14 protein-coding genes are annotated in these 19,234 nt (G+C 45.5%); 7 read left to right on the plus strand and 7 right to left on the minus strand.

The features are described from left to right. Positions 1 to 68: 68 nt before the first annotated feature. Complete coding sequence (gene dacB, locus IEY13_RS01610; RefSeq protein ID WP_188950029.1) at positions 69 to 1,478, plus strand: D-alanyl-D-alanine carboxypeptidase/D-alanyl-D-alanine endopeptidase; 1,410 nt, start codon at positions 69 to 71, stop codon at positions 1,476 to 1,478. A gap of 3 nt (positions 1,479 to 1,481) precedes the next feature. Here the strand turns inward: dacB and IEY13_RS01615 are convergent, their stop codons facing one another. Together IEY13_RS01615 and IEY13_RS01620 are read right to left on the minus strand one after the other, a co-directional pair. Beyond that, entirely contained in the window at positions 1,482 to 1,901 is a 420-nt protein-coding gene (locus tag IEY13_RS01615) for an acyl-CoA thioesterase (protein WP_188950031.1), read from the minus strand. Between the two features lie 25 nt (positions 1,902 to 1,926). Further along, on the minus strand, positions 1,927 to 2,334 hold the full coding sequence (locus IEY13_RS01620; RefSeq protein ID WP_229687670.1) for a DoxX family protein: 408 nt from the start codon (positions 2,332 to 2,334) through the stop codon (positions 1,927 to 1,929). Positions 2,335 to 2,567: 233 nt separating this feature from the next. Between IEY13_RS01620 and IEY13_RS01625 the strand changes: the two genes are divergently transcribed. The 3 genes from IEY13_RS01625 to IEY13_RS01635 are packed head-to-tail and all read left to right on the plus strand — an operon-like array spanning position 2,568 to position 7,965. After that, positions 2,568 to 5,567 carry a tetratricopeptide repeat protein gene (locus IEY13_RS01625; protein WP_229687672.1) on the plus strand — a complete coding sequence of 1,000 codons (3,000 nt, stop codon included), beginning with the start codon at positions 2,568 to 2,570 and terminating at the stop codon, positions 5,565 to 5,567. 11 nt (positions 5,568 to 5,578) lie between these two features. Then, on the plus strand, positions 5,579 to 7,345 hold the full coding sequence (locus tag IEY13_RS01630; RefSeq protein WP_188950036.1) for a TonB-dependent receptor: 1,767 nt from the start codon (positions 5,579 to 5,581) through the stop codon (positions 7,343 to 7,345). 26 nt (positions 7,346 to 7,371) lie between these two features. After that, positions 7,372 to 7,965, plus strand: coding sequence for a hypothetical protein (locus IEY13_RS01635; RefSeq protein WP_188950038.1), 594 nt, complete (start codon positions 7,372 to 7,374; stop codon positions 7,963 to 7,965). Between the two features lie 95 nt (positions 7,966 to 8,060). On the opposite strand, the gene IEY13_RS01640 is transcribed toward IEY13_RS01635, so the two are convergent. From IEY13_RS01640 to IEY13_RS01655, 4 genes are all read right to left on the minus strand, one after another. Further along, positions 8,061 to 10,112 carry a YfgM family protein gene (locus IEY13_RS01640; protein WP_188950040.1) on the minus strand — a complete coding sequence of 684 codons (2,052 nt, stop codon included), beginning with the start codon at positions 10,110 to 10,112 and terminating at the stop codon, positions 8,061 to 8,063. 72 nt (positions 10,113 to 10,184) lie between these two features. Further along, positions 10,185 to 11,168, minus strand: a complete 984-nt coding sequence (locus tag IEY13_RS01645) for an AAA family ATPase (RefSeq protein ID WP_229687674.1) — start codon at positions 11,166 to 11,168, stop codon at positions 10,185 to 10,187. Positions 11,169 to 11,176: 8 nt separating this feature from the next. Further along, positions 11,177 to 13,792, minus strand: coding sequence for a transglutaminase domain-containing protein (locus IEY13_RS01650; protein ID WP_188950042.1), 2,616 nt, complete (start codon positions 13,790 to 13,792; stop codon positions 11,177 to 11,179). Positions 13,793 to 13,795: 3 nt separating this feature from the next. After that, positions 13,796 to 15,121, minus strand: coding sequence for a DUF58 domain-containing protein (locus IEY13_RS01655; protein ID WP_188950044.1), 1,326 nt, complete (start codon positions 15,119 to 15,121; stop codon positions 13,796 to 13,798). Positions 15,122 to 15,265: 144 nt separating this feature from the next. Here IEY13_RS01655 and IEY13_RS01660 point away from each other — a divergent pair, with 144 nt between their 5' ends. After that, positions 15,266 to 16,165 (plus strand): class I SAM-dependent methyltransferase, encoded by a 900-nt coding sequence (locus tag IEY13_RS01660; protein ID WP_188950046.1) that lies wholly within the window; start codon positions 15,266 to 15,268, stop codon positions 16,163 to 16,165. A 28-nt stretch (positions 16,166 to 16,193) separates the two neighbouring features. Here IEY13_RS01660 and IEY13_RS01665 read toward each other — a convergent pair whose 3' ends face one another. Next, complete coding sequence (locus IEY13_RS01665; protein WP_188950048.1) at positions 16,194 to 17,021, minus strand: glutaminyl-peptide cyclotransferase; 828 nt, start codon at positions 17,019 to 17,021, stop codon at positions 16,194 to 16,196. A gap of 217 nt (positions 17,022 to 17,238) precedes the next feature. Between IEY13_RS01665 and IEY13_RS01670 the strand changes: the two genes are divergently transcribed. After that, on the plus strand, positions 17,239 to 18,003 hold the full coding sequence (locus IEY13_RS01670; RefSeq protein ID WP_188950050.1) for a DUF4197 domain-containing protein: 765 nt from the start codon (positions 17,239 to 17,241) through the stop codon (positions 18,001 to 18,003). A 38-nt stretch (positions 18,004 to 18,041) separates the two neighbouring features. Further along, on the plus strand, positions 18,042 to 19,229 hold the full coding sequence (locus IEY13_RS01675) for an MFS transporter (protein WP_229687676.1): 1,188 nt from the start codon (positions 18,042 to 18,044) through the stop codon (positions 19,227 to 19,229). Positions 19,230 to 19,234: the final 5 nt, after the last annotated feature.

Consider the following 19,234-nt stretch of genomic DNA (forward strand, 5'->3'; position numbering starts at 1 on the left):
GCGAATGGCTAATTTTAATGCAAGGTAAGAAGTAGCGGGGCAGTGTAAAACCGGAAACAGAAAAACTGATGAAGAAGCTGATTATTTTAATAGGGGTGTTGCTGCCGTTTTTGCGGTATGCGGCAGCGCAGGACGTGGCGGCAAAATTACAGAAAGCGGTGCAACAGCTACAGGGCGATACGCAGATGCAGCATGCCCTGCTGGGTTTTTATGTAGTAAATACCAAAACCGGAGAGGTGGTTTGTAATTACAACGGTGGTATAGGCATGGCACCAGCCAGCTCGCAAAAAGTGGTTACGGCAGCAGCTGCTTTTGATTTGCTGGGTACGGGCTTCCGGTACGCTACTTTGCTGGCAGGTACCGGTGCTGTGCAGGAAGGGGTGTACAATGGCGATATATACCTGGTGGGCCAGGGCGACCCTACTTTTGGCAGCAGCCGTTTTGCCATTACCGGCCGTAAAGAGGTATTACAGAAAATTACCAGCGCCTTACAACGCATGGGCATTACTGCTGTAAACGGAAATATATACCTGGATAATACCGGGTTTAGTTACCAGCCCCTGCCGGGCGGCTGGATATGGGATGATATAGGCAACTACTACGGTGCAGGCAGCTGGGCGTTGAACTGGAATGAGAATGTATACAACCTGCACCTGAAACCCGGTAAAAAAGAAGGCGATAAGGTTACCATCAGCGGCACTACACCTGAGCTGGAAATAGCTGTGGTAAACAGTTTGGTTAAAACCGGCAGACCTGGCAGTGGAGATAACGGATATATATACCTGCCCCCTTATTCTGTAATGGGCTTTGCCGAAGGCACGGTGCCGCCCGGGGGAAATTTTACTATTTCCGGTGCTTTACCTAACCCGGCTTACCAACTGGGGGGCGAGCTGCAGAAGGCGCTGGAGCAGGAGAATATAACCGTAAGCGGAAGCGTGCAAACGTTAAGCGAGCTGGATAAGGATAAAAGGAAAGGCGCATTTACAACCGTATTCGACACCCTGTATTCCCCCACACTGGATAGCATGGTGTACTGGTTTTTACAAAAGAGTATTAACCTGTACGGAGAAGCTTTGCTGAAAACCTTGCCTTTTCAACAGGGGCAAACAGGCTCTACAGATAACGGCGTAAAGCTGGTAAAGGCTTTCTGGAAAGAGCGGGGTATAGATGCCGCTGCTTTAAAAATTACGGATGGCAGCGGGCTTTCGCCACAAAACCGGGTTGCCCCGCAGGCATTGGTGAGTGTATTACAATATGCCGCACAAAAGCCGTGGTTTAACAGCTTTTATGCGGCATTGCCATTGTATAATAATATGAAGATGAAAAGTGGAACCATTGGAGGCTGCAAAGCGTTTGCCGGGTACCACACCGCTAAAAACGGCACGCCCTATACATTTTCTATTATCATTAATAATTATGATGGCAGTACCAGTGCGGTAGTGCAGAAAATGTATCGCCTGCTGGATGAGCTGAAATAGTCATCAGGCTTTCTCCTCAAAATAAGGGGCCAGCCTTTGATACATCTCTTCCGGCATCTTTGTTTTTTTCCAGGTTTTCATTTCCAGAAAGTACAGGTGTACTTTACCGGCGGTAAGCATTTTACCCTGTTCGTTATATACCTCCTGGTAAAAATCAATCTTATGATCTTTTGGTAATTCCCGTATCTGGGTTTTAATGGTAATAAGATCGTCGTAAGTAGCCGGGCGCAGGTATTTAATGTTCAGTTCAATTACCGGCATCATTACGCCCGATGCCTCCATATCTTTATAAGTATACCCCAGCTGCCGTATACATTCCACGCGGCCCACCTCAAAATATTGCGCATAGTTTCCGTAATACACCACATTCATCTGGTCGGTTTCTGCATACCGTACACGCACCTGCGTAGTTGATTCGTACATATCTGAAAGTTGAAATCGAAATTACCTAGCCTCTCATCATTCCATCTACACTTACTTTACCAGGGCCGCAAAACAGCAGTACAAAAAAGGCTGAGCAATATAAAACTGCCATTTCTGCTTTGGCAAACTGGCCTGCATGGGCAACAAAAATGGCAATAAGCATAGTAATAAGTAAGGGAATAGCAGCAAAACGGGTAAAAAGGCCCAGTACAATAAACAAGCTACAGAATACCTCTGCAAAAATGGCCAGCACTAAAGAAGCGCGGCTACCCATGCCCATAAAATTGTAAAACTTGCTTTCATAAGCCGAAAAATGCATCAGTTTATCCATGCCGTGGTTCAGCAGCATCAGGCCGCCAAAAGCCAAACGAAGTAATAACATGGAAAAATTGAACATTCCGTCGCTGTACTGGATTGATAATAGTCGCTTCATCAGATTGGTTTGTCAAAAGTGTTTAAATGGTTTTTCACATTCGGGATACAAAAATAAGAGGTCTGGGTTGTTTATCCACAATCCCGGCCCCTGGCAATGTTCCTTGCTATCTTTAAACGGTTTTTGCGTTAAATTATGACGCGTTGTAAAATATTTGCTAAAAATACCCGTTCCACCAAAGTATGAATAAAAAGCTTACGACATATTTCCTTGCCTCTGTTTTTTTATCATGCATGGGGCAAGTGAAAGCGCAGGCTACCAAAGCCAACAATGATCCTGATGCCGATTTTAAACTGGCAAAGGAACTATATCAGAAAGAGCAGTTCAGTCTTGCCTTTCCGTTGTTTAAAAACCTGGGCAATGGCCGCAACGCCACTTACAGCGCTATTCCTGTAAGCATGCAGTCAGAAGCAAAGTATTATACAACGGTGTGCGGATTGCGTATGAACGATGCTTCGGCCGAGAAAGAAGCCATTGATTTTATTGCGTTGGAACATCATAAGCCGCGCATTGAAATGATGTGTTATCACCTGGGCGAGTTCTACTTCAGAAAGCAGGATTATACCAATGCCATTGCTTATTATGAAAAGGCAGGTGTAGCCAACTTAAGCAACCGCGAAATAGCGGATGTAAAGTTTCACCAGGCGTACGCTTACTTTACCATGAAGCGCTTTTCTGATGCCAAACCACTGTTTAACGCCATACGCCAGATACCTTCCGACCCTAATTATATTGATGCTACTTATTACTATGGTTTTATTGCGTTTTACGAAAAGGATTATAAAGAGGCCCTTGCTTCTTTTAAAATAGTAGAGAACAAACCGGCTTACCAGAAAATAGTGCCTTATTATGTTACCGAAATTTATTACTTCAGTGGTAATAAAGATGAGGCGGTAGCCTACGGCGAAGCAGCACTGGAGCGCGGCGGGCAGTATTACGATATGCAGTTGCGCAAGCTGGTAGGGCATGGGCTGTTTGAAAAAAGAGAATATGCCAAAGCATTGCCATATCTGGAAACCTATGTAACCAATACAGAAAAGGTACGCCGCGAAGATTTGTACGAGCTTTCTTACTGCTATTACGAAGCACAACAGTGGAACAAAGCCATCAATGGTTTTAAAGAGCTGGGTGGTAAAGGCGATTCGCTGGCGCAGAACAGTATGTACCTGCTGGCAGATGCTTACCTGAAAACCAACCAGAAAGCAGGCGCCAGAAGTGCGTTTTTGTTTTGCGCGCTCAACAGCAGCAATGCCACGCAAAAGGAAATATCTAAATTCCATTACGGAAAACTCTCTTACGAACTGGGTTATACCGATGTAGCGCTGAACGAACTGCGCGATTTTATTGTAACCTATCCCAAATCATCTTACAGCAACGAGGCTAAAGAATTACTGATAAGTGTACTGGCCAATACCAATAACTATAAAGAGGCATTGGCTTTAACAGAAAGTGTAGGCACGGGCAGTGCAACGGTGCAGAAAGTGTATCCACGCATATTATACGGCCGCGCAGTAGAGCTGGTGAACGATCAGCAACTGGTACAGGCAGATGCACTGCTGAACAAATTGATGGTGGCACCAGGTAACAGTGCGCAATTGCCTTTTGCTTATTTCTGGAAAGGAGAGATTGCTTACCGTACCAATAAAATTGATTCTGCAGTTACGTATCTGCAAAATTACCTGAGCCGCTCGCAGACCTATGGTGAGGTAACAGCTACCAACGCACATTATACACTGGGTTACGCTTACCTGCGGCAGGATAGGTACGACCAGGCACTGCAAAGCTTTGAGCAGGTGGCAACTACCGTATCGCCGGCTTCTTCTGCCATACAGCAGGATGCGTATGTAAGAGGGGCTGACTGCTACTTTATGACGAAGCGTTATGCAAAGGCACAGCAGATGTACGAGAATGTATTAAACTACAACCTGCCGGCGGCAGATTATGCGTTATATCAGAAAGGTATTATTGCAGGCGCCAACAACAAAACTTCAGAAAAAGTAAGCCTGCTGCAATCGCTGGAAAAACGCTATCCGGCTTCTTCACTTATTCCGGATGCGAATATGGAAATAGCCAATACCTATATGTCGGGCGAAGACTTCCGCAGTGCAGTAGCGCCGCTGAACAAGGTATTGAACGATAAAAAAGCAGCATCTTTAAAACCACAGGCGTATCTGAAACTGGGCGTATCGTACTTTAACCTGGATAATGATACAGAAGCACTGGGCTATTTTAAAAAGCTGGTATCAGAATATCCCAATGCAGCAGAAAGCGATGCAGCGGTGGAGTATGTACGTAACATCTTTATCAGCCAGCAAAAGGCGGGCGACTTTGTAGCATTCATGCGCCAGAACGGCAAAAACGTAAGCTATACAGAGGAAGATTCTTTAACCTACGCCGCAGCTATTATTCCCTATAATAATAACCAGCGCGATCAGGCATTGCCTGCGCTGGAATCGTACATCAGCCATTTTGCGGATGGGCGCAATGTGCTGGATGCGCATTATCTGGTAGCGCTGATTTATAACGACCGTAAAGATTATAATAAGGCATTACCACACTACGAGGCCGTAGCGGCTAAAGCGCCTAACAAATACGCAGAACTGAGCGTGTTACAGGTGGCCCGCATTTACTACTTTGAGCTGAAGGAGTACCAGAAAGCTACCCAATACTTTACCCAACTGCGTTCTATAGCTGTACAGAGTGAAAACAAACTGGAAGCTATGCGCGGATTGCTGCGTTGCCAGTTTAAACTGCAACAGTGGACAGAAGCAGTGCCGAATGCGCAGGAACTGTTACAGCAGAAGGGACTGGCTACGGATGACAAAATGATGGCGAATATGATTGTAGCTAAAAGCTACCAGTTTAACAACCAGCAGGACGAAGCGCTGGCTGCTTACAAAGCCGTGATTGCACTGGGCAAATCGGAATACGCCGCAGAAGCCCGCTACCATGTAGCGGAAATAACCCTGGCAAAGGGTAGCCTGAAAGATGCGGAAAAACTGGCTTTTGAGGTAATTAATAAAGCAGGTTCTTACGATTACTGGATTACTAAATCATACATTCTGCTGGGTGAAATTTACTTCCGGCAAAAAGACTACTTCAATGCCGAAGCTACGCTGAAGAGTGTAGTGGAAAATGCTTCTGCAGATGATCTGAAAAAAGAAGCACAGCAAAAGCTGGATGTAGTAGTGGAAGAAAAGAACAGAAACAGCAAAGTGGAACCTCAACAGTAAACTGAACAACAATGAAACGTACTATTTTATTTATAATACTGGCGTGTAGCATAGCGGGCGTGCAGGCGCAGCGAAATAAGCGCAGCACCAAAAGCAAAACCACCCAAAAGCAGGCTGCCAGAAAGCAGACAGCTAAACCTTCTACCCAATCTGCCGCAGCTGCCAAAAAAGAAGCAGCGGCTAAGCGGGAGGAGGGGGATACGCTTTCTACCAAAACGGTAGTAATTACCTCTTCTTTTAAACCGGCTTTGCGCAATGCGGCCAAAGTTAATTTCAGCGCCGCCTCTCCGCTGCCCGATTCTGTGTTGCCAAGGCTGCAATACAAAGTGCCTTCGCAAAACCTGTTTTTCAGTTATGAACCGGCTGCTTTAAAGCCTATGGCTTTATCTATTGATTCTACCATGCCATGGGAGAACAACCATTATATTAAAGCGGGGTTTGGTAATTATACCACGCCTTACCTGCAGGCGGGCTTTGCGTTTGGCGATGGTAAAAAGTCGGTGGTAAATGCGCATCTGCGCCATACCTCTTCTAAAGGCAGTTTGCCTTTTCAGCAGTTTTCTAAAACAGGGGCAGATGTAATTGGTATTTTCAGCCCTAACGACAATATTGAGTGGGATGGCAAGGTGTATTTTGACAATAATGTACAGTACCAATATGGCTTTCCGGAGGCAGATGAAACCAAATTCAGTAAAGACAGCCTGCGCCAACGCTTTACTACCATTGGCCTGAAAGCCGGTTTACGCAATAAGCGCGATAATGGTTTTGGCGTAAGCTATCACCCCACACTGGCCTTTAGCCAACTGACAGATAACAAAAAAGGCAGCGAAACCAACTTTATTGTAAACGCTCCTTTTTCTAAAACCCTGGTAGATAAATTCTGGTTTAATGTAGGTGTAACCGCAGACATTACCCGTTATAAGAGCGATAGCCTGGCCGATGGTGCTATTAATAATAACCTTTTTTATGTATCGCCTGCACTGCAATACAAAAACGAGCATTTTAAAATAAATGGCGGTTTTACCCCTTCATGGGATAACGGCCAGTTTTACATGCTGCCCGATATTACGGCTGAGCTGAAAGTAAAAGATGAGCGTTTTCTGCTGCAACTGGGCTGGACGGGTTCTTATAACAAAACCACCTACCAGTCTTTAAGCGCCTTTAACCCCTGGTTACAGCAACCCAAGTTTTTAACCAATGCCCGCATTTACGAGCAGTATGCCGGATTTAAAGGTTCTGCCGGCAGCCATTTTACGTACAATGCCCGTGCTTCTTTCATCAAATTTAAAAACCAGCCGCTGTTTGTTAACGATACGCTGAGCGGCCGTTCTTTTGAAATAGTGAATGAAAGTGATATGACCGGTATTCGCCTGCATGGCGAGCTGGGGTACACTGTGCAGGAGAAGTTTTCGCTGCTGGCTGGCGCAACCTTTACCAAATACAGCAACCTTACCGATAATGACCGGGCTTACGGACTGTTACCTTTTGAAATAAATGGAAGTTTGCGCTGGGAAATATTGAAAGATGTGATGTTAAAGAGTGATATTTACTTTTGGGATGGCGCACGCTACCGCAATAAGCAATTACAAAGCGGCAAGCTGGATGCAGCGGTGGATTTGAATACAGGAATTGAGTTTGGCGTAATGCCCCGCCTGAATGTTTGGGTACAGTTTAATAATTTATTGAATAACAAATACCGGCGTTGGAACCAGTACGAAGTATTGGGATTCAATGTTCTGGGAGGAGTTGTATATTCGTTCGGCAAAAGTTCCAGGTAAAGATGTATAATAGCTTATATAAGTATTTGATTTTCAATAAAAAAATGGTTATTCCGGGTATCGGCTCCTTTACTGTGGAGCATATTCCGGGGCGGCTGGATTTTTTAAATAAACAATTACACTCGCCCATGTCTGTAATCAGGTTCAGCATGGATAAAAATGCGATACCTGAAAAATCTGTTTACGAATTTCTGGCTGAAGACCTTGCGGTATCTGAAATTGATGCTATTAAGCAGTTTAACGACCTTAGTTTTTACCTGAAAGATGAACTGAGCAAGGGGCGTGACGGTGTTTTACCGGGTATTGGCAAGCTGAAAAAGGAGTTTGGCGAGTCTTATTCTTTTACCCCTGAACAGTCTGTAAAGCAATATTTTCCTGATACGGTTGCAGAAAGAGTGGTACGTAAAGACGCTACACATGATGTAAAAGTGGGCGAAAACGTACGTTCCAGCAGCGAAATGAAAAAACGCCTGCAGAAGGATGAAGAGCCGGCGAGGGAAGAAGTAGCTGCTGCCAGCGATAGTGCTGCCGAACCGCATCACGATAAATGGTGGTTATATGCCACTATACTGGCTATTGTGGCCTTAATAGCGCTGATATACTACTTTAAAGTACACTAGTACTTATAACTGATAATAAAAAAGCATGAGCTGGTAAACCCACTCATGCTTTTTTTATGCGCATACCCCTGCATTGGGCAAGCCGTGTTGTTCTTTTATATTTCCAGCGCGCCGCTTTTGCCAAACAGGCGCAATGCCAGCTCTTTGCCCGTATTTTCTGCTTTGGAAAAGATAAGCCGGTTATTACGTACCATGGGTTTGCCATTGCCACTGCGTACCTGTACAATAGCTTCGTAACGCGTGCCTTTTTTGGTAAACCTGATAACAGCAGTGGGAATACCCGATAAGGGCTCCTCTTCAAAGCGGATATTACAGCCTTTCAATTCTTTAATTACTGCTTTGGTAACGGCATCTTCATCGCCGCTAAAGCTTATAGACAGGGCAGGCGTAATACCACTAAAGGGTATCAGCTGCGGAAAGGTTTCGTACAGGGCGTTGCTGTACAATGCGGTATTGGCTTTGTCCTGCTTATTACCGGCTTTAATCAGCCCTTCGTATAACCGGCCCATAAACAGCTTTTCATTGGCTGTGTCCAGCATTATACTTCGTTCCAGTGTATGAAAGTCGTTAAGTGCCTCGTCTTTTTTGCCCTGCTCGTATTTAAACTTAGCTGCAAACAGCGAGAAGTAGCGTTGTATGTTTTCCCGCTTATCGGTAGCCAGATAATTCTCGTATTTTTTGAGGAAGAAAGAGGGGCTGAAATCTTTCATCAGAAACCAGGCCTCATCAAAAGTGGTAGTAGCTTCTGAACAAAACAGATCGTACACCACCCGGTTACGCTCGGGGTTAAAAGCCAGTTCGTTTACCGTTACATATTCTGTCATCAGCTTTTCGGAGGTATAAGAAGCAAGCTGATACAACGCTTTGGGGGAGTACCACCAGCCTTTATTCAGAAACTTAAGCTGGTTAATTTTACGGTCAATCAACTGTACCTTCAACAGGTTGGTGGTAAAGTTGTACTGGCTTTGCGTAAGTGTGGTGCCTATATGTATTTCCCGGAAATTGGCGGCTTTGTTAAGCGCGTGTTCGGCACTATCCAGCTGCCCATCGTACATATAACTGCGGGCCAGCGCCAGGTTATACCAGCCAAAGCCAGGTGTAGAGCCATTTTGCTGTATAATGTCCTGCGCAGTTTTTATAGCTTCCTGTGTTTTGCCGCCGTATACACTCAGGATAGGCAGAAAGTAGAAAGGCTCGTGCAGCATGTGGCTGAACGATTTAAACTGGTCGCGTTTATAATATTCTATTGCACGGCTAAAGTTGCCTATTTCGGCCTGCATGCTGCCGTAGTTGTTCCACGATACGGCGCCGCGGGCGGCAAGTACATTATAATAGTATTCGCTGCTATCATAGTTTTTGTTGTAACAATGCAGCATAGCCATGTAGTAGAAAATGGTAAGCTTATCACTTTCTGCCTGTGAAGGGCCAAACCATAAATCGTTCTGCGCCTTGTGCTGGCCAATAAACCCCAATCCTTTATAGCAGTACTCAAACGCCATTTTTTCATTTTCTGCCACGCTGTTTTTCAAAAACGGAAAGTTGGCAGAGGTAAGAAAACGGTTGCGGTGGTAAGTCCATGCCCGGTGGTAATAGGTACCAAAGTAATCTTTCTTAAAACGGTACCTGTCAATTTTATCCAGCAGGGCTATTACCTGATCCGGCATTTCCAGGTTGTCGTAGCATTCTTTCAGGGCGTTGTAAATAAAAAACATATCCTGATAGCGCGGCACGTTCTGGGCAAAGTATTCAATAGATGAATACATATTACGCATTACGTTGCCGTAGTCTTTCTCCATCAGTGCCAGTGCCTTTTGCAGGGCTGGTATGGCGTTTTTATAACCCAGATAATCAGAGCTGCGGTCGCATTTATAAATGCCTTCATACATCCAGCCTACATAGTAGGTGCTATCCAGCCTTATAAACTCGCGGCTGCGGGGCAGGGCATCTTTATCGGTGGGTTTTACGCCCATACGCTTGGCATCAATTTCATACCGCGCGGCTGCATTGCCCTGTGCCTGTGCAAAGTGAAATGTAAAAAGAAAAAGGCCTGTACACAGCACAGACAACAGCGCAGACTTTAACCTGCTTACTGTTGCTGCTTTGTGGCAGCCTGTATGGTTTATATGTATCGGTGTATCTGCTTTCACTTACAATAGCTTTAATTAATCGCTTAGCCTGCTGTTGCTTTTCCTGCCTGTATAATACTGCTATGGTGGTGCTTAATGGCTCAGCTTTAGTTTACTTAAGCGTTCCATTTCTTTATTAAGAATAGAGGCCAGTGCTTTTTGTTTGGCTTCTTTGTTACGGTAAATCAGCCTGTGGTCCAGCACAGCAGGGGTAATCAGTTGCAGATCATCTTCTGTAACAAAAGTTCTGCCCTGTACCAGTGCAAATGCTTTTAAACATTTCAGGAAGGTAATACCGCTACGGGTACTGGCGCCCAGTACAATATCCGGGTGTTTACGCGTTTCAGATACAATGTTTCTTACTGCAATAGTCAGCTCATCATGCAGGTGTACCTGCTGCGCCTGCTGTTGCAGAAGCAATATATCTTCCATGTTTAACACCTGCTGCGTATGCTCCAGGTTGTTTTGTATGCCCAGGTAATCTTTATAAATATCCAGTTCGGTAGCTTCATCTACATAACCGAAATATATTTTCAGGTAAAAGCGGTCTAACTGTGCTGCGGGAAGGGGATAAGTGCCCTCCATTTCCACCGGGTTTTGGGTGGCAATGGTAAAAAACAGCTGCTCCAGCGGGTACGTGGTTTCGCCTATGGTAATCTGGTTTTCGGCCATACACTCCAGCAGGGCAGATTGTACTTTAGGGGAGGCGCGGTTAATTTCATCAGCCAGCAGTACGTTACAAAACAGTGGCCCTTTTTTAAACACAAACTCCTTATGCACATCATCAAATATATGCGAGCCTATCAGGTCCATAGGTAACAGGTCGGGCGTAAACTGTATACGCTTAAAATTCACCTCGCTGTTGTGCTGTTTACCGGCAATGCTATGCGCCAGCGTTTTGGCCATTACCGTTTTACCGGTGCCGGGGTTATCTTCCATTAATATATGGCCCTTGGCCAGCAGTGCGGTTAATATCAGTTCAATCTGAGGTCTTTTACCACGTATTACCTTTTCAATATTGCCAATCAGTAACTGAATATTCTGTAATGCCTGTTCTATAGCTATAGATTGTTCCATTGCTTCTGTTATTTAGGTTGCGTGAAATAATGAATTGTGTTATAAATGTTGAGGAAAGCTGCGGTTCGTTTACGCAGTGGCACCTGCTTTTTAACGGATTGAATAAAGGGAGTATAAAACTGTGCTACCACAGCTTCTTCGCTGGCGGTAAGCGGTTGTTTGCTGTATTTCAGTTTCTGATACACATTACTGAATGTGTAAAAAGCTGTGCCAAAACGCGCATCGGTATCGCGTGCATAATCGCCCGGCCCTTTCTGATGGCGGCTGTAGCCCAGCTGATTCAGATAGTACAGGGCTGCGCGGTACTTATGGTAAGCCGACTGTGGCGTGGCTTTATTGCCTTTGGCACGGGCATGTATTACCTGCCATATCAGCCATGGCATAGCAAATACCAGCACAATAAGAATAGCGGCCACTATTAACACCGTAGCCAGCACTTTCAGCCAGTTTACCGGCTGAATATTTTCAAACATATTCTTGTGCGGCTGCTGCGTAGCTTCTTCTTCAATAATCTTTATTTCATCAGCCGGGGCTGGTTTGGGTACACGCTTTAATACATCGGCCATGCTTTCCTGCGGGTTGGCAGTCATATCTTTCAGCGCTTCTGCAAAAGAAGCAGCTGTAATGTGCATGCCCTTACGCAGTACACTAAAGGGTACTGCACCTGAGTCGGCAGAAACCTGAGCCACCGCACCGTCTATAGACAACGTGTCCGGACGGGTGCTTTCATAATTCTGATCGTGAAACAGCAGTTTTTCCACGCTCATCGTAAGCTTTTTGGTGGTAGTGTCTACAGAAGTAATATGCCCGTCTGCCACCAGATAAGCCTGCTGCATATTCAGCGGTGGGGTACCATCCGGCTGTTCCGATTCATGCGCTTCCAGGTCGGGTATGGTGGTGTCAAAATCTATCCAGCCATAACCGGGAAAAAATATCTGTACCCATGCGTGTGCCTGATCTTCATAAAACCAGTACCAGCCAGGGTTTTTACTGCTGCGGTCTACTGTAAGAAAGCCCGCCGCTATGCGCGAAGGAATGCCCATGGCACGCAGCATAAACAAGCTGGCGCCGGCATAGTAAGCACAATAGCCCTTGCGGTTTTCAAACAAAAAGTAGTTGAGTTTATTGGCGCTGGGCATACCTGGTACGCCGGGGTTATTGGTGTATTTAAACAGCGGTTGGTCAAACTCATCCTTACTTAAAAAGTAATCGCGTATGGCCAGCATTTTATCCAGTGGGGTAGGGGCATCTTTGGTAATTTCCTGCGCCAGGGTTTTAATGCGGTCATACTCCGGGTCTTTAGGCATAAAAGTGTAGTACTGCTTAAAGCTTTCCGGTATGCCGGTAAAATCGGTTACCTGGCGTAAGGTTTTAAAACGCTGCTCCTGAAACTGCTCCAGCATCTGGTTGCCTGCCGGGTTGTAAATAAAGTAAGCACTGTTTAAATCGCTCACCCACATTTTGGCACGGTAGGCGCTTTTATACTGGTCTTTATACGAAGCTTCTACCGGCAAAGGCTGGCAGAAGAAAGCGGTAGAAGGGGCCACGTATTCAGATGGCCCTAATAAGGTTTTATAAATATCTGCCGTTACCACTTTCCGCGCTTTGGTAGCATGCGCGTTTTTGATAACGGTAGAATCGGTTTTGGCAAAGTAGATAGGTATTTTAGACGGATCTGGTTTAAACAGATCGTTATCGGGCATTTTGGTGTCTGTTTCAAAAGTCTGGGTAAGCGTATCAAACCTGGTATAGTAGTAGGCGGTAAAGTACAGCGGGTTAGGCGTTTTACCATCTTCAAAATAATTATCCAGTTTGGCTACAAATACCAGGCGTTTGCCTTTGTTCAGCGAACCGGTAAGCTGTGTCTGATCTTTATTACCTACAGAGCCATCGCGGTTTTCTTTGGTCATGCTCTCCTGGTTGCTGCGGTTCTGATCGTACTTGCCCTGCCCCTGGCCCCATTCTTTTTCTACTGCCTGAAAGTTTTTATTAAATGTTTGTAACAGTAAAAAGAACAGCGCTGCCAGTACCAGCCCAAAGCCAGCCAGCCGTTTAAACACAAACCAGCCGAAATGCCTTTCAGAAGGGTTCATGTTACGGATAAGCTCTGCTGTATAAATAATATATACCGCATAAGCCAATGTGGGCAGAAAAGAACTGATAATGGCCGATGCAGTAATAGTATGCGTTTTGCTTGCGGTTACAATTTGCACAGCCAGTAAAAACACCGCCCAGAAAACCGTAAAGTAGCGCGAGCGGGAAAAGCCGAAGCCACATATCCAGCCTGCACTGAACAAAATGGCAAATATGAGAAACTGCACGGAGGCAAAGAAGGCATCAAACTCGCCTACCGATACATTGCCTATAGAGCGGTAAGCATAGTAATACACCACAAACAGCAGTGCTGCTGTGGTAATAAAACGGAAGCGGTAGCTATACAGAATAATAGCACCGGCAATGCCGCCTGCAAAGTACAGGGCCTGCTTTTGCCAGTCGTTCTGCAATATCTGATACGATAAATTGAGATGCCACAACAGGTAAGCCACCAGTGCTACTGTAGGTACAGCCAGCAGCAACAGCTGGGCCAGCACTTTTTTGGCATTATGTACATTTCCTATTTTCATGGGTTATCTTACAACAGGTTTTGCGTATTGTTCCAGTAATTGTTTAATCTTCTTCTCGTTGGCCGTAACCCTGCTGCGTAACCTGGATAAACGCCAGCTTGTTTTATACACCTCGTAAGAATGCTTTTCTTCTGACACAAACAGCCATTTTACCCAATGGCCTATATGGCGGCCGCGTATGCTTTTGCTTAACTGTACAAATATGAAAGTAATGTCGTTGCCATATTGTTCCATCAGCTTTGCCACCTCTTCATAATCGTTCAGAGAAGATATCAGTACTACCGCGGCTTCTTTGGGTTTAATATAAGCCTGCAGCGGTTTATCGTGCTGCCACTGGCTGGCGCTGATGGTATACTGTACCGTTTGCTGCTGATCGGGCAGGGAGGGTACAGCCATCTGCTGGTCTGAAAGGTATTCTACTTCAAAGCCCTGTTTAACCAGTTGCAGATACGTGTTCCAGATAACCGTTTTATAATGGTCCTGAAACGGGTATTGCACTACTTCATTGCCGGTAATATCAAAGCCGGTATGAAAAGAAGCATACATGCTCAGGTGCGAGGCATAGGGATCTAACACTTCCGGCGTACGCACCACCAGTTCGCGGTTACGGGCATATATCTTCCATACAATACGCCTTACATCATCATGCGCTTCAAAGCTTTTATAATGCAGGTGTTCACCCTCTACCTTTTTCAGTTCTTCAATGCGTTTATTGGTTTCCTCTGTTTTGCGGGGGCCGGTTTTCAGTTCCTTCTCCGGTGTTACAGCGGGTTTGGTAAAAAAGCGGCTGTTGCAGGGCAGGGTAACGGTAAAAGAAAAGAACTGCAGAAAATCTTCAAAGTACAGCAGCACTTTTTGTACCGCATATTCTTTTATCTGCGGCAGTGGCCATTCGTATACGCCATCCACAGCACTCAGGGCTTTCTTTTGCCCTTTTTGTGTGGTTAACGAAAATTTATCGGAATAATGCACGTTATCGTAAATCAGCCGCAGCTTTACAAAGCCCAGCAACGGTTTAAATACCGGTGATATGTGCAGATGCACCAGCTGCTGAGGACGGCCGCTTTTAACGTTACCGGTTACCGTACCCAGGCGGCAGGTAACTTTGTTGCGGCGCTTTTTAACCGTAAACAACAGAAAGGATATAACTACTGTTAAAAAGCCAATGCCTGTTAACGCAGCCAAACCTGCAAAAGCTACTACCAGCAGCAGCGAAAAAATATCGGAAAAAGAAGTGTCCGGCATACGCTGTTGTTGCAACAGCCATAGGAAAGCCAGCCAGCTGCTGATAACAAATACCAGGAAATACCCGGTTACGGGTACATACATGGCGGCTTGTTTTACAGCACGGATTGTATTTTGTAAACGCCTGTTCATGATTGATTGACAAGTTAAGGCAAAGAAGTATTTCTTGTTTTATTTTTAACTCAAACTTTACGTTAATGCGTAACAAACTCGTTTCTTTGTTGCCTCATGAGCCAGACGATTTTGTATACACAATGCCCCGGATGCAGCCACAGTAATATTCAACCTGTACTGGAGGCGAAAGACTATACGGTAAGCCACGAAACCTTTGCTATATGGGAGTGCGGCAACTGCACCCTTCGTTTTACACAAAACGTGCCTGAGGCAGCGGCAATAGGCAGATATTACCAGTCTGATGCCTATGTATCGCATTCTGATACCAAAAAGGGGGTGGTTAACCGTCTGTATCATATAGTAAGAAACATTACGCTTAAAGGAAAACTGAAAATGATTACCGGTGTTACCGGTAAAAAAACGGGCAGTTTACTGGATGTAGGTGCCGGAACAGGGGCGTTTGCGGCGGTTATGCAACAGAACGGCTGGCAGGTAACCGGCCTGGAACCCGATGAAACAGCCCGTAAAAATGCGGCCCGGAACCATGGGTTGAACCTGCAAACGCTGGAAGCTTTATACCATTTACCTGCGGCTGGTTACGATGTAATTACCATGTGGCATGTGCTGGAGCATGTGCACGAACTGCATGGGTACCTTAACCGCTTTCAAACCATTTTACGCCCCGGCGGTACGCTGGTGGTAGCGGTGCCCAATTATACCAGTGCCGATGCGCAGCGGTATGGCGCCAGCTGGGCAGCTTATGATGTACCGCGGCATCTGTATCATTTTTCTCCCGCTTCTATGCGTACCCTGGTGGCGCAGCACGGATTTAAGGTAGTGGAATGCAAGCCTATGTGGTTTGATAGCTTTTATGTAAGCATGCTGAGTGAGCAATACCTGAACGGCAAAGGCAACCTGGTAAAGGCTTTTATAAACGGATGGCGTTCAAATACAAAAGCTGCTTCTTCTCCCGAAAAAAGCAGCTCTGTAATCTATATCATCAAACAAAAGTAGCGCCCGCTTATAACAGGCGCTATTCCTGTTAATTCAGCTTTATCTCAAACAGGGCAGGCCATTGCTTGCCGGTTACGTAAAAGGTATTGGTGGCTGCATTAAAGGCTATACCATTCAATACATCCTGCTCCGGATCGGGAATAGAAGCTGCATCGTAGGTTTTTCCGCTCTTCTGAAAAATGTCCTGCAAATCTACACGGCCTTCCACCTTACCGGTTTCAGGGTTTATTTTCAGTATGTAGTTGCTCAGGTATTTATTGGCGTATACAAAGCCGTTTACCATTTCCAGCTCGTTCAGGTTCATTACCGGGCCAAAATTATCGCTTACACCTACTGTTTTAAGTATTTTAAAATCGGCCGGGTTTACAAAGTATAAATTATTGCTGCCGGTGCTTATGATAAGGTTGGTACCATCATGCGTAATACCCCAGCCATCGTAAGGCCAGTTAAACTCCTGCACTTTTTTCAGGGTTGCAGCATCATATACGTGTACCAGGTGGTTTTGCCAGGTAAGCTGGTAAATTTTGCCGTTTAATATGGTAATACCCTCGCCAAATTCATTTTGGGCAATCATTTCCTGCTGTTCGGGCTTGCCGGTTTCAATATTCAGGCGGGCCACTTTACTAAAGCCTTCGCGGCCGGTACCCTCGTACAGGGTGTTGTTGTGCCAGATAAGTCCCTGAGTATAAGAAGAAGTATCGTGCGGGTACACTTTCACCACCGTGTAAGCCAGTGCGGCAGGGGGTGGGTTGTTGCTGGCGTCTGCTCCGTTATCTGCATTATTATTATTGTCTGAATTACCACCGCAGGAAAACAGCAAAGCGCTCAGGCCTATGAAGGCGTATTTTTTCATCATAATTATTTGAGTGTAACCGGTTAAAGGTAAAAATCAAAACTAAAAAAATAGGTTAATTCGGCGGGAATATCATTTCGGGAGGGAATACACGCGGGCCGGGCGGTGTAAAACGCCTGCTGGTCTGCTTTTGACTAACCGATACTACTACGCTGTACGGCAGTTTTTAACTTGTTATTTTGCCGCAGCTTGTTATTTTTGGTCACCTTATTTCTCCAATATGAAAAGATTTGTAGTCTTATTTTCAGCAGCCATAGCTGTTTGTGGAACTTCCCATGCACAGTTAGGTAAATTTTTAAAGAAAGATACCAGCTCAACCAGCAAGTCTTCCGGTTTAGGAAGCCTGATTAAATCAGTAGCAGGTGGCAGCAAAGACACCATGAGCACCAACACGGTAGCCGCCGGTTTAAAAGAAGCCCTGAGCAAAGGCGTACAGAACGGTACCGCTAAACTGTCTGCTATGGACGGCTTTTTTAAAGATGCCGCTATTAAAATATTGTTACCTCCCGAAGCGCAGAAAGTAGAAAAAACACTGCGTAATGTAGGTATGGGCAGCCTGGTAGACAGTGCTATCCTTTCTATGAACCGCGCCGCGGAAGATGCCGCCAAAGGTGCTGCTCCTATTTTTGTGAACGCGATTAAAGATATGAGCATTCAGGATGCATGGGGTTTGCTGAAAGGGGGTGATACTTCTGCTACCAGTTACCTGCGTGTTAAAACCACATCGCCTTTAACTACTGCGTTTAAGCCGGTTATTGAAACTTCGCTGGCTAAGGTAAACGCTACCAAGCACTGGACTTCCTTAATTACAGCATATAACAAAATACCACTGGTAAGCAAGATCAATCCTGACTTAAGCGCTTTTGTAACCGAGAAGGCTTTAGGAGGTATCTTTTATCAGGTGGGTCAGGAAGAAAAATCTATCCGCCAGGATCCTTTGGCCAGAACTACCGACCTGTTAAAGAGTGTATTTGGCAGTAAATAATAGCTAAGGCAGTTTGTGCCTGCTTACCTTTGCCTATCATGAGCACAAAGCCGGAAAATGCATTGGAAAGCAGGCACATTATTTTAATGGCTGCCTGTACAGGATTAATTGTAGCGAACATTTATTATTGCCAGCCTTTAGTGGTGTTAATCAGTAAAGAGTTTGGCGTGTCCGAAGCAAGGGCAGGGGTTATTACTTTTCTTACCCAACTGGGGTATGCACTGGGACTTTTGTTTCTGGTGCCATTGGGCGATAAACTGGAGCGTAGAAAGCAGATTTTGTTTACCACACTGGGCGCTGTGTTATCGCTGATTGCAGCTGCCAAAGCTCCTTCACTATTATTGCTGCAAATTGCCAGCCTTTGTATTGGTTTTACCTCCGTAGTTCCACAACTGATATTACCGTTAGCAGCACATTTAGCGGCTCCTGAAAAAAGGGGCAAAGTGGTAGGCTCTATTATGAGTGGCCTGCTGGTGGGTATATTGTTATCCCGCACGCTGAGTGGCTGGATAGGTGCATGGATGGGCTGGCGCGGCATGTTCTGGATAGCTGCGGGTATTACTGCCAGCCTGTTACTGCTGATGCGGGTATCTTTTCCTAAAAGCAAACCGCATTTTATTGGTAGCTACGGTATACTAATGAAATCATTACTTACGCTTATTAAAGAGCAGCCACTGCTGCGTGAAGCTTCTGCCATTAACGCGCTGGCTTTTGCTGCCTTTGGTATGTTCTGGACTACCATGGTACTACACCTGTCTTTACCGCCTTTCCTTTACCATAGCGATACCATTGGTATGTTTGGGCTGGCCGCAGCAGCGGGTGCCTTACTGGCACCATTAATAGGCGGCTCGGCAGATAAACGCAACCCGCGTGTACCGGTAGGTTACGGTATTATACTGGTAATGCTTTCCTACGTAGCGTTTATGGTTTTTTCTGTATCAGTTATCGCATTAATTATTGGTATTGTGGTGCTGGATCTGGGGCTGCAATGTATTCACGTATCTAACCAGAGCCGTGTATATGCGCTGATGCCGGAGGCACGCAACCGCCTGAATACCGTATATATGACCATGAGTTTTATAGGCACTTCTATGGGCTCAGCCATTGGCCTGGGTATGTGGGCAGTGGGCGGCTGGACGGCGGTTTGTACAGCAGGCTGTATATTTATGCTGGCTGCGTTTCTTATTTATATTTTAACCTGGAAAAAGGGTACTAAACCTGTTTAACTAAA

It is taken from the genome of Filimonas zeae (genome assembly GCF_014641615.1).
In the GTDB taxonomy this organism is placed as follows: domain Bacteria; phylum Bacteroidota; class Bacteroidia; order Chitinophagales; family Chitinophagaceae; genus Filimonas; species Filimonas zeae.

Coding starts and splice junctions, on each gene's coding strand:
- dacB (WP_188950029.1), top strand. CDS start 69: ATGAAGAAGCTGATTATTTTAATAGGGGTGTTGCTGCCGTTTTTGCGG.
- IEY13_RS01615 (WP_188950031.1), bottom strand. CDS start 1,901: ATGTACGAATCAACTACGCAGGTGCGTGTACGGTATGCAGAAACCGAC.
- IEY13_RS01620 (WP_229687670.1), bottom strand. CDS start 2,334: ATGAAGCGACTATTATCAATCCAGTACAGCGACGGAATGTTCAATTTT.
- IEY13_RS01625 (WP_229687672.1), top strand. CDS start 2,568: ATGGGGCAAGTGAAAGCGCAGGCTACCAAAGCCAACAATGATCCTGAT.
- IEY13_RS01630 (WP_188950036.1), top strand. CDS start 5,579: ATGAAACGTACTATTTTATTTATAATACTGGCGTGTAGCATAGCGGGC.
- IEY13_RS01645 (WP_229687674.1), bottom strand. CDS start 11,168: ATGGAACAATCTATAGCTATAGAACAGGCATTACAGAATATTCAGTTA.
- IEY13_RS01650 (WP_188950042.1), bottom strand. CDS start 13,792: ATGAAAATAGGAAATGTACATAATGCCAAAAAAGTGCTGGCCCAGCTG.
- IEY13_RS01655 (WP_188950044.1), bottom strand. CDS start 15,121: ATGTATGTACCCGTAACCGGGTATTTCCTGGTATTTGTTATCAGCAGC.
- IEY13_RS01660 (WP_188950046.1), top strand. CDS start 15,266: ATGAGCCAGACGATTTTGTATACACAATGCCCCGGATGCAGCCACAGT.
- IEY13_RS01665 (WP_188950048.1), bottom strand. CDS start 17,021: ATGATGAAAAAATACGCCTTCATAGGCCTGAGCGCTTTGCTGTTTTCC.
- IEY13_RS01670 (WP_188950050.1), top strand. CDS start 17,239: ATGAAAAGATTTGTAGTCTTATTTTCAGCAGCCATAGCTGTTTGTGGA.
- IEY13_RS01675 (WP_229687676.1), top strand. CDS start 18,042: ATGAGCACAAAGCCGGAAAATGCATTGGAAAGCAGGCACATTATTTTA.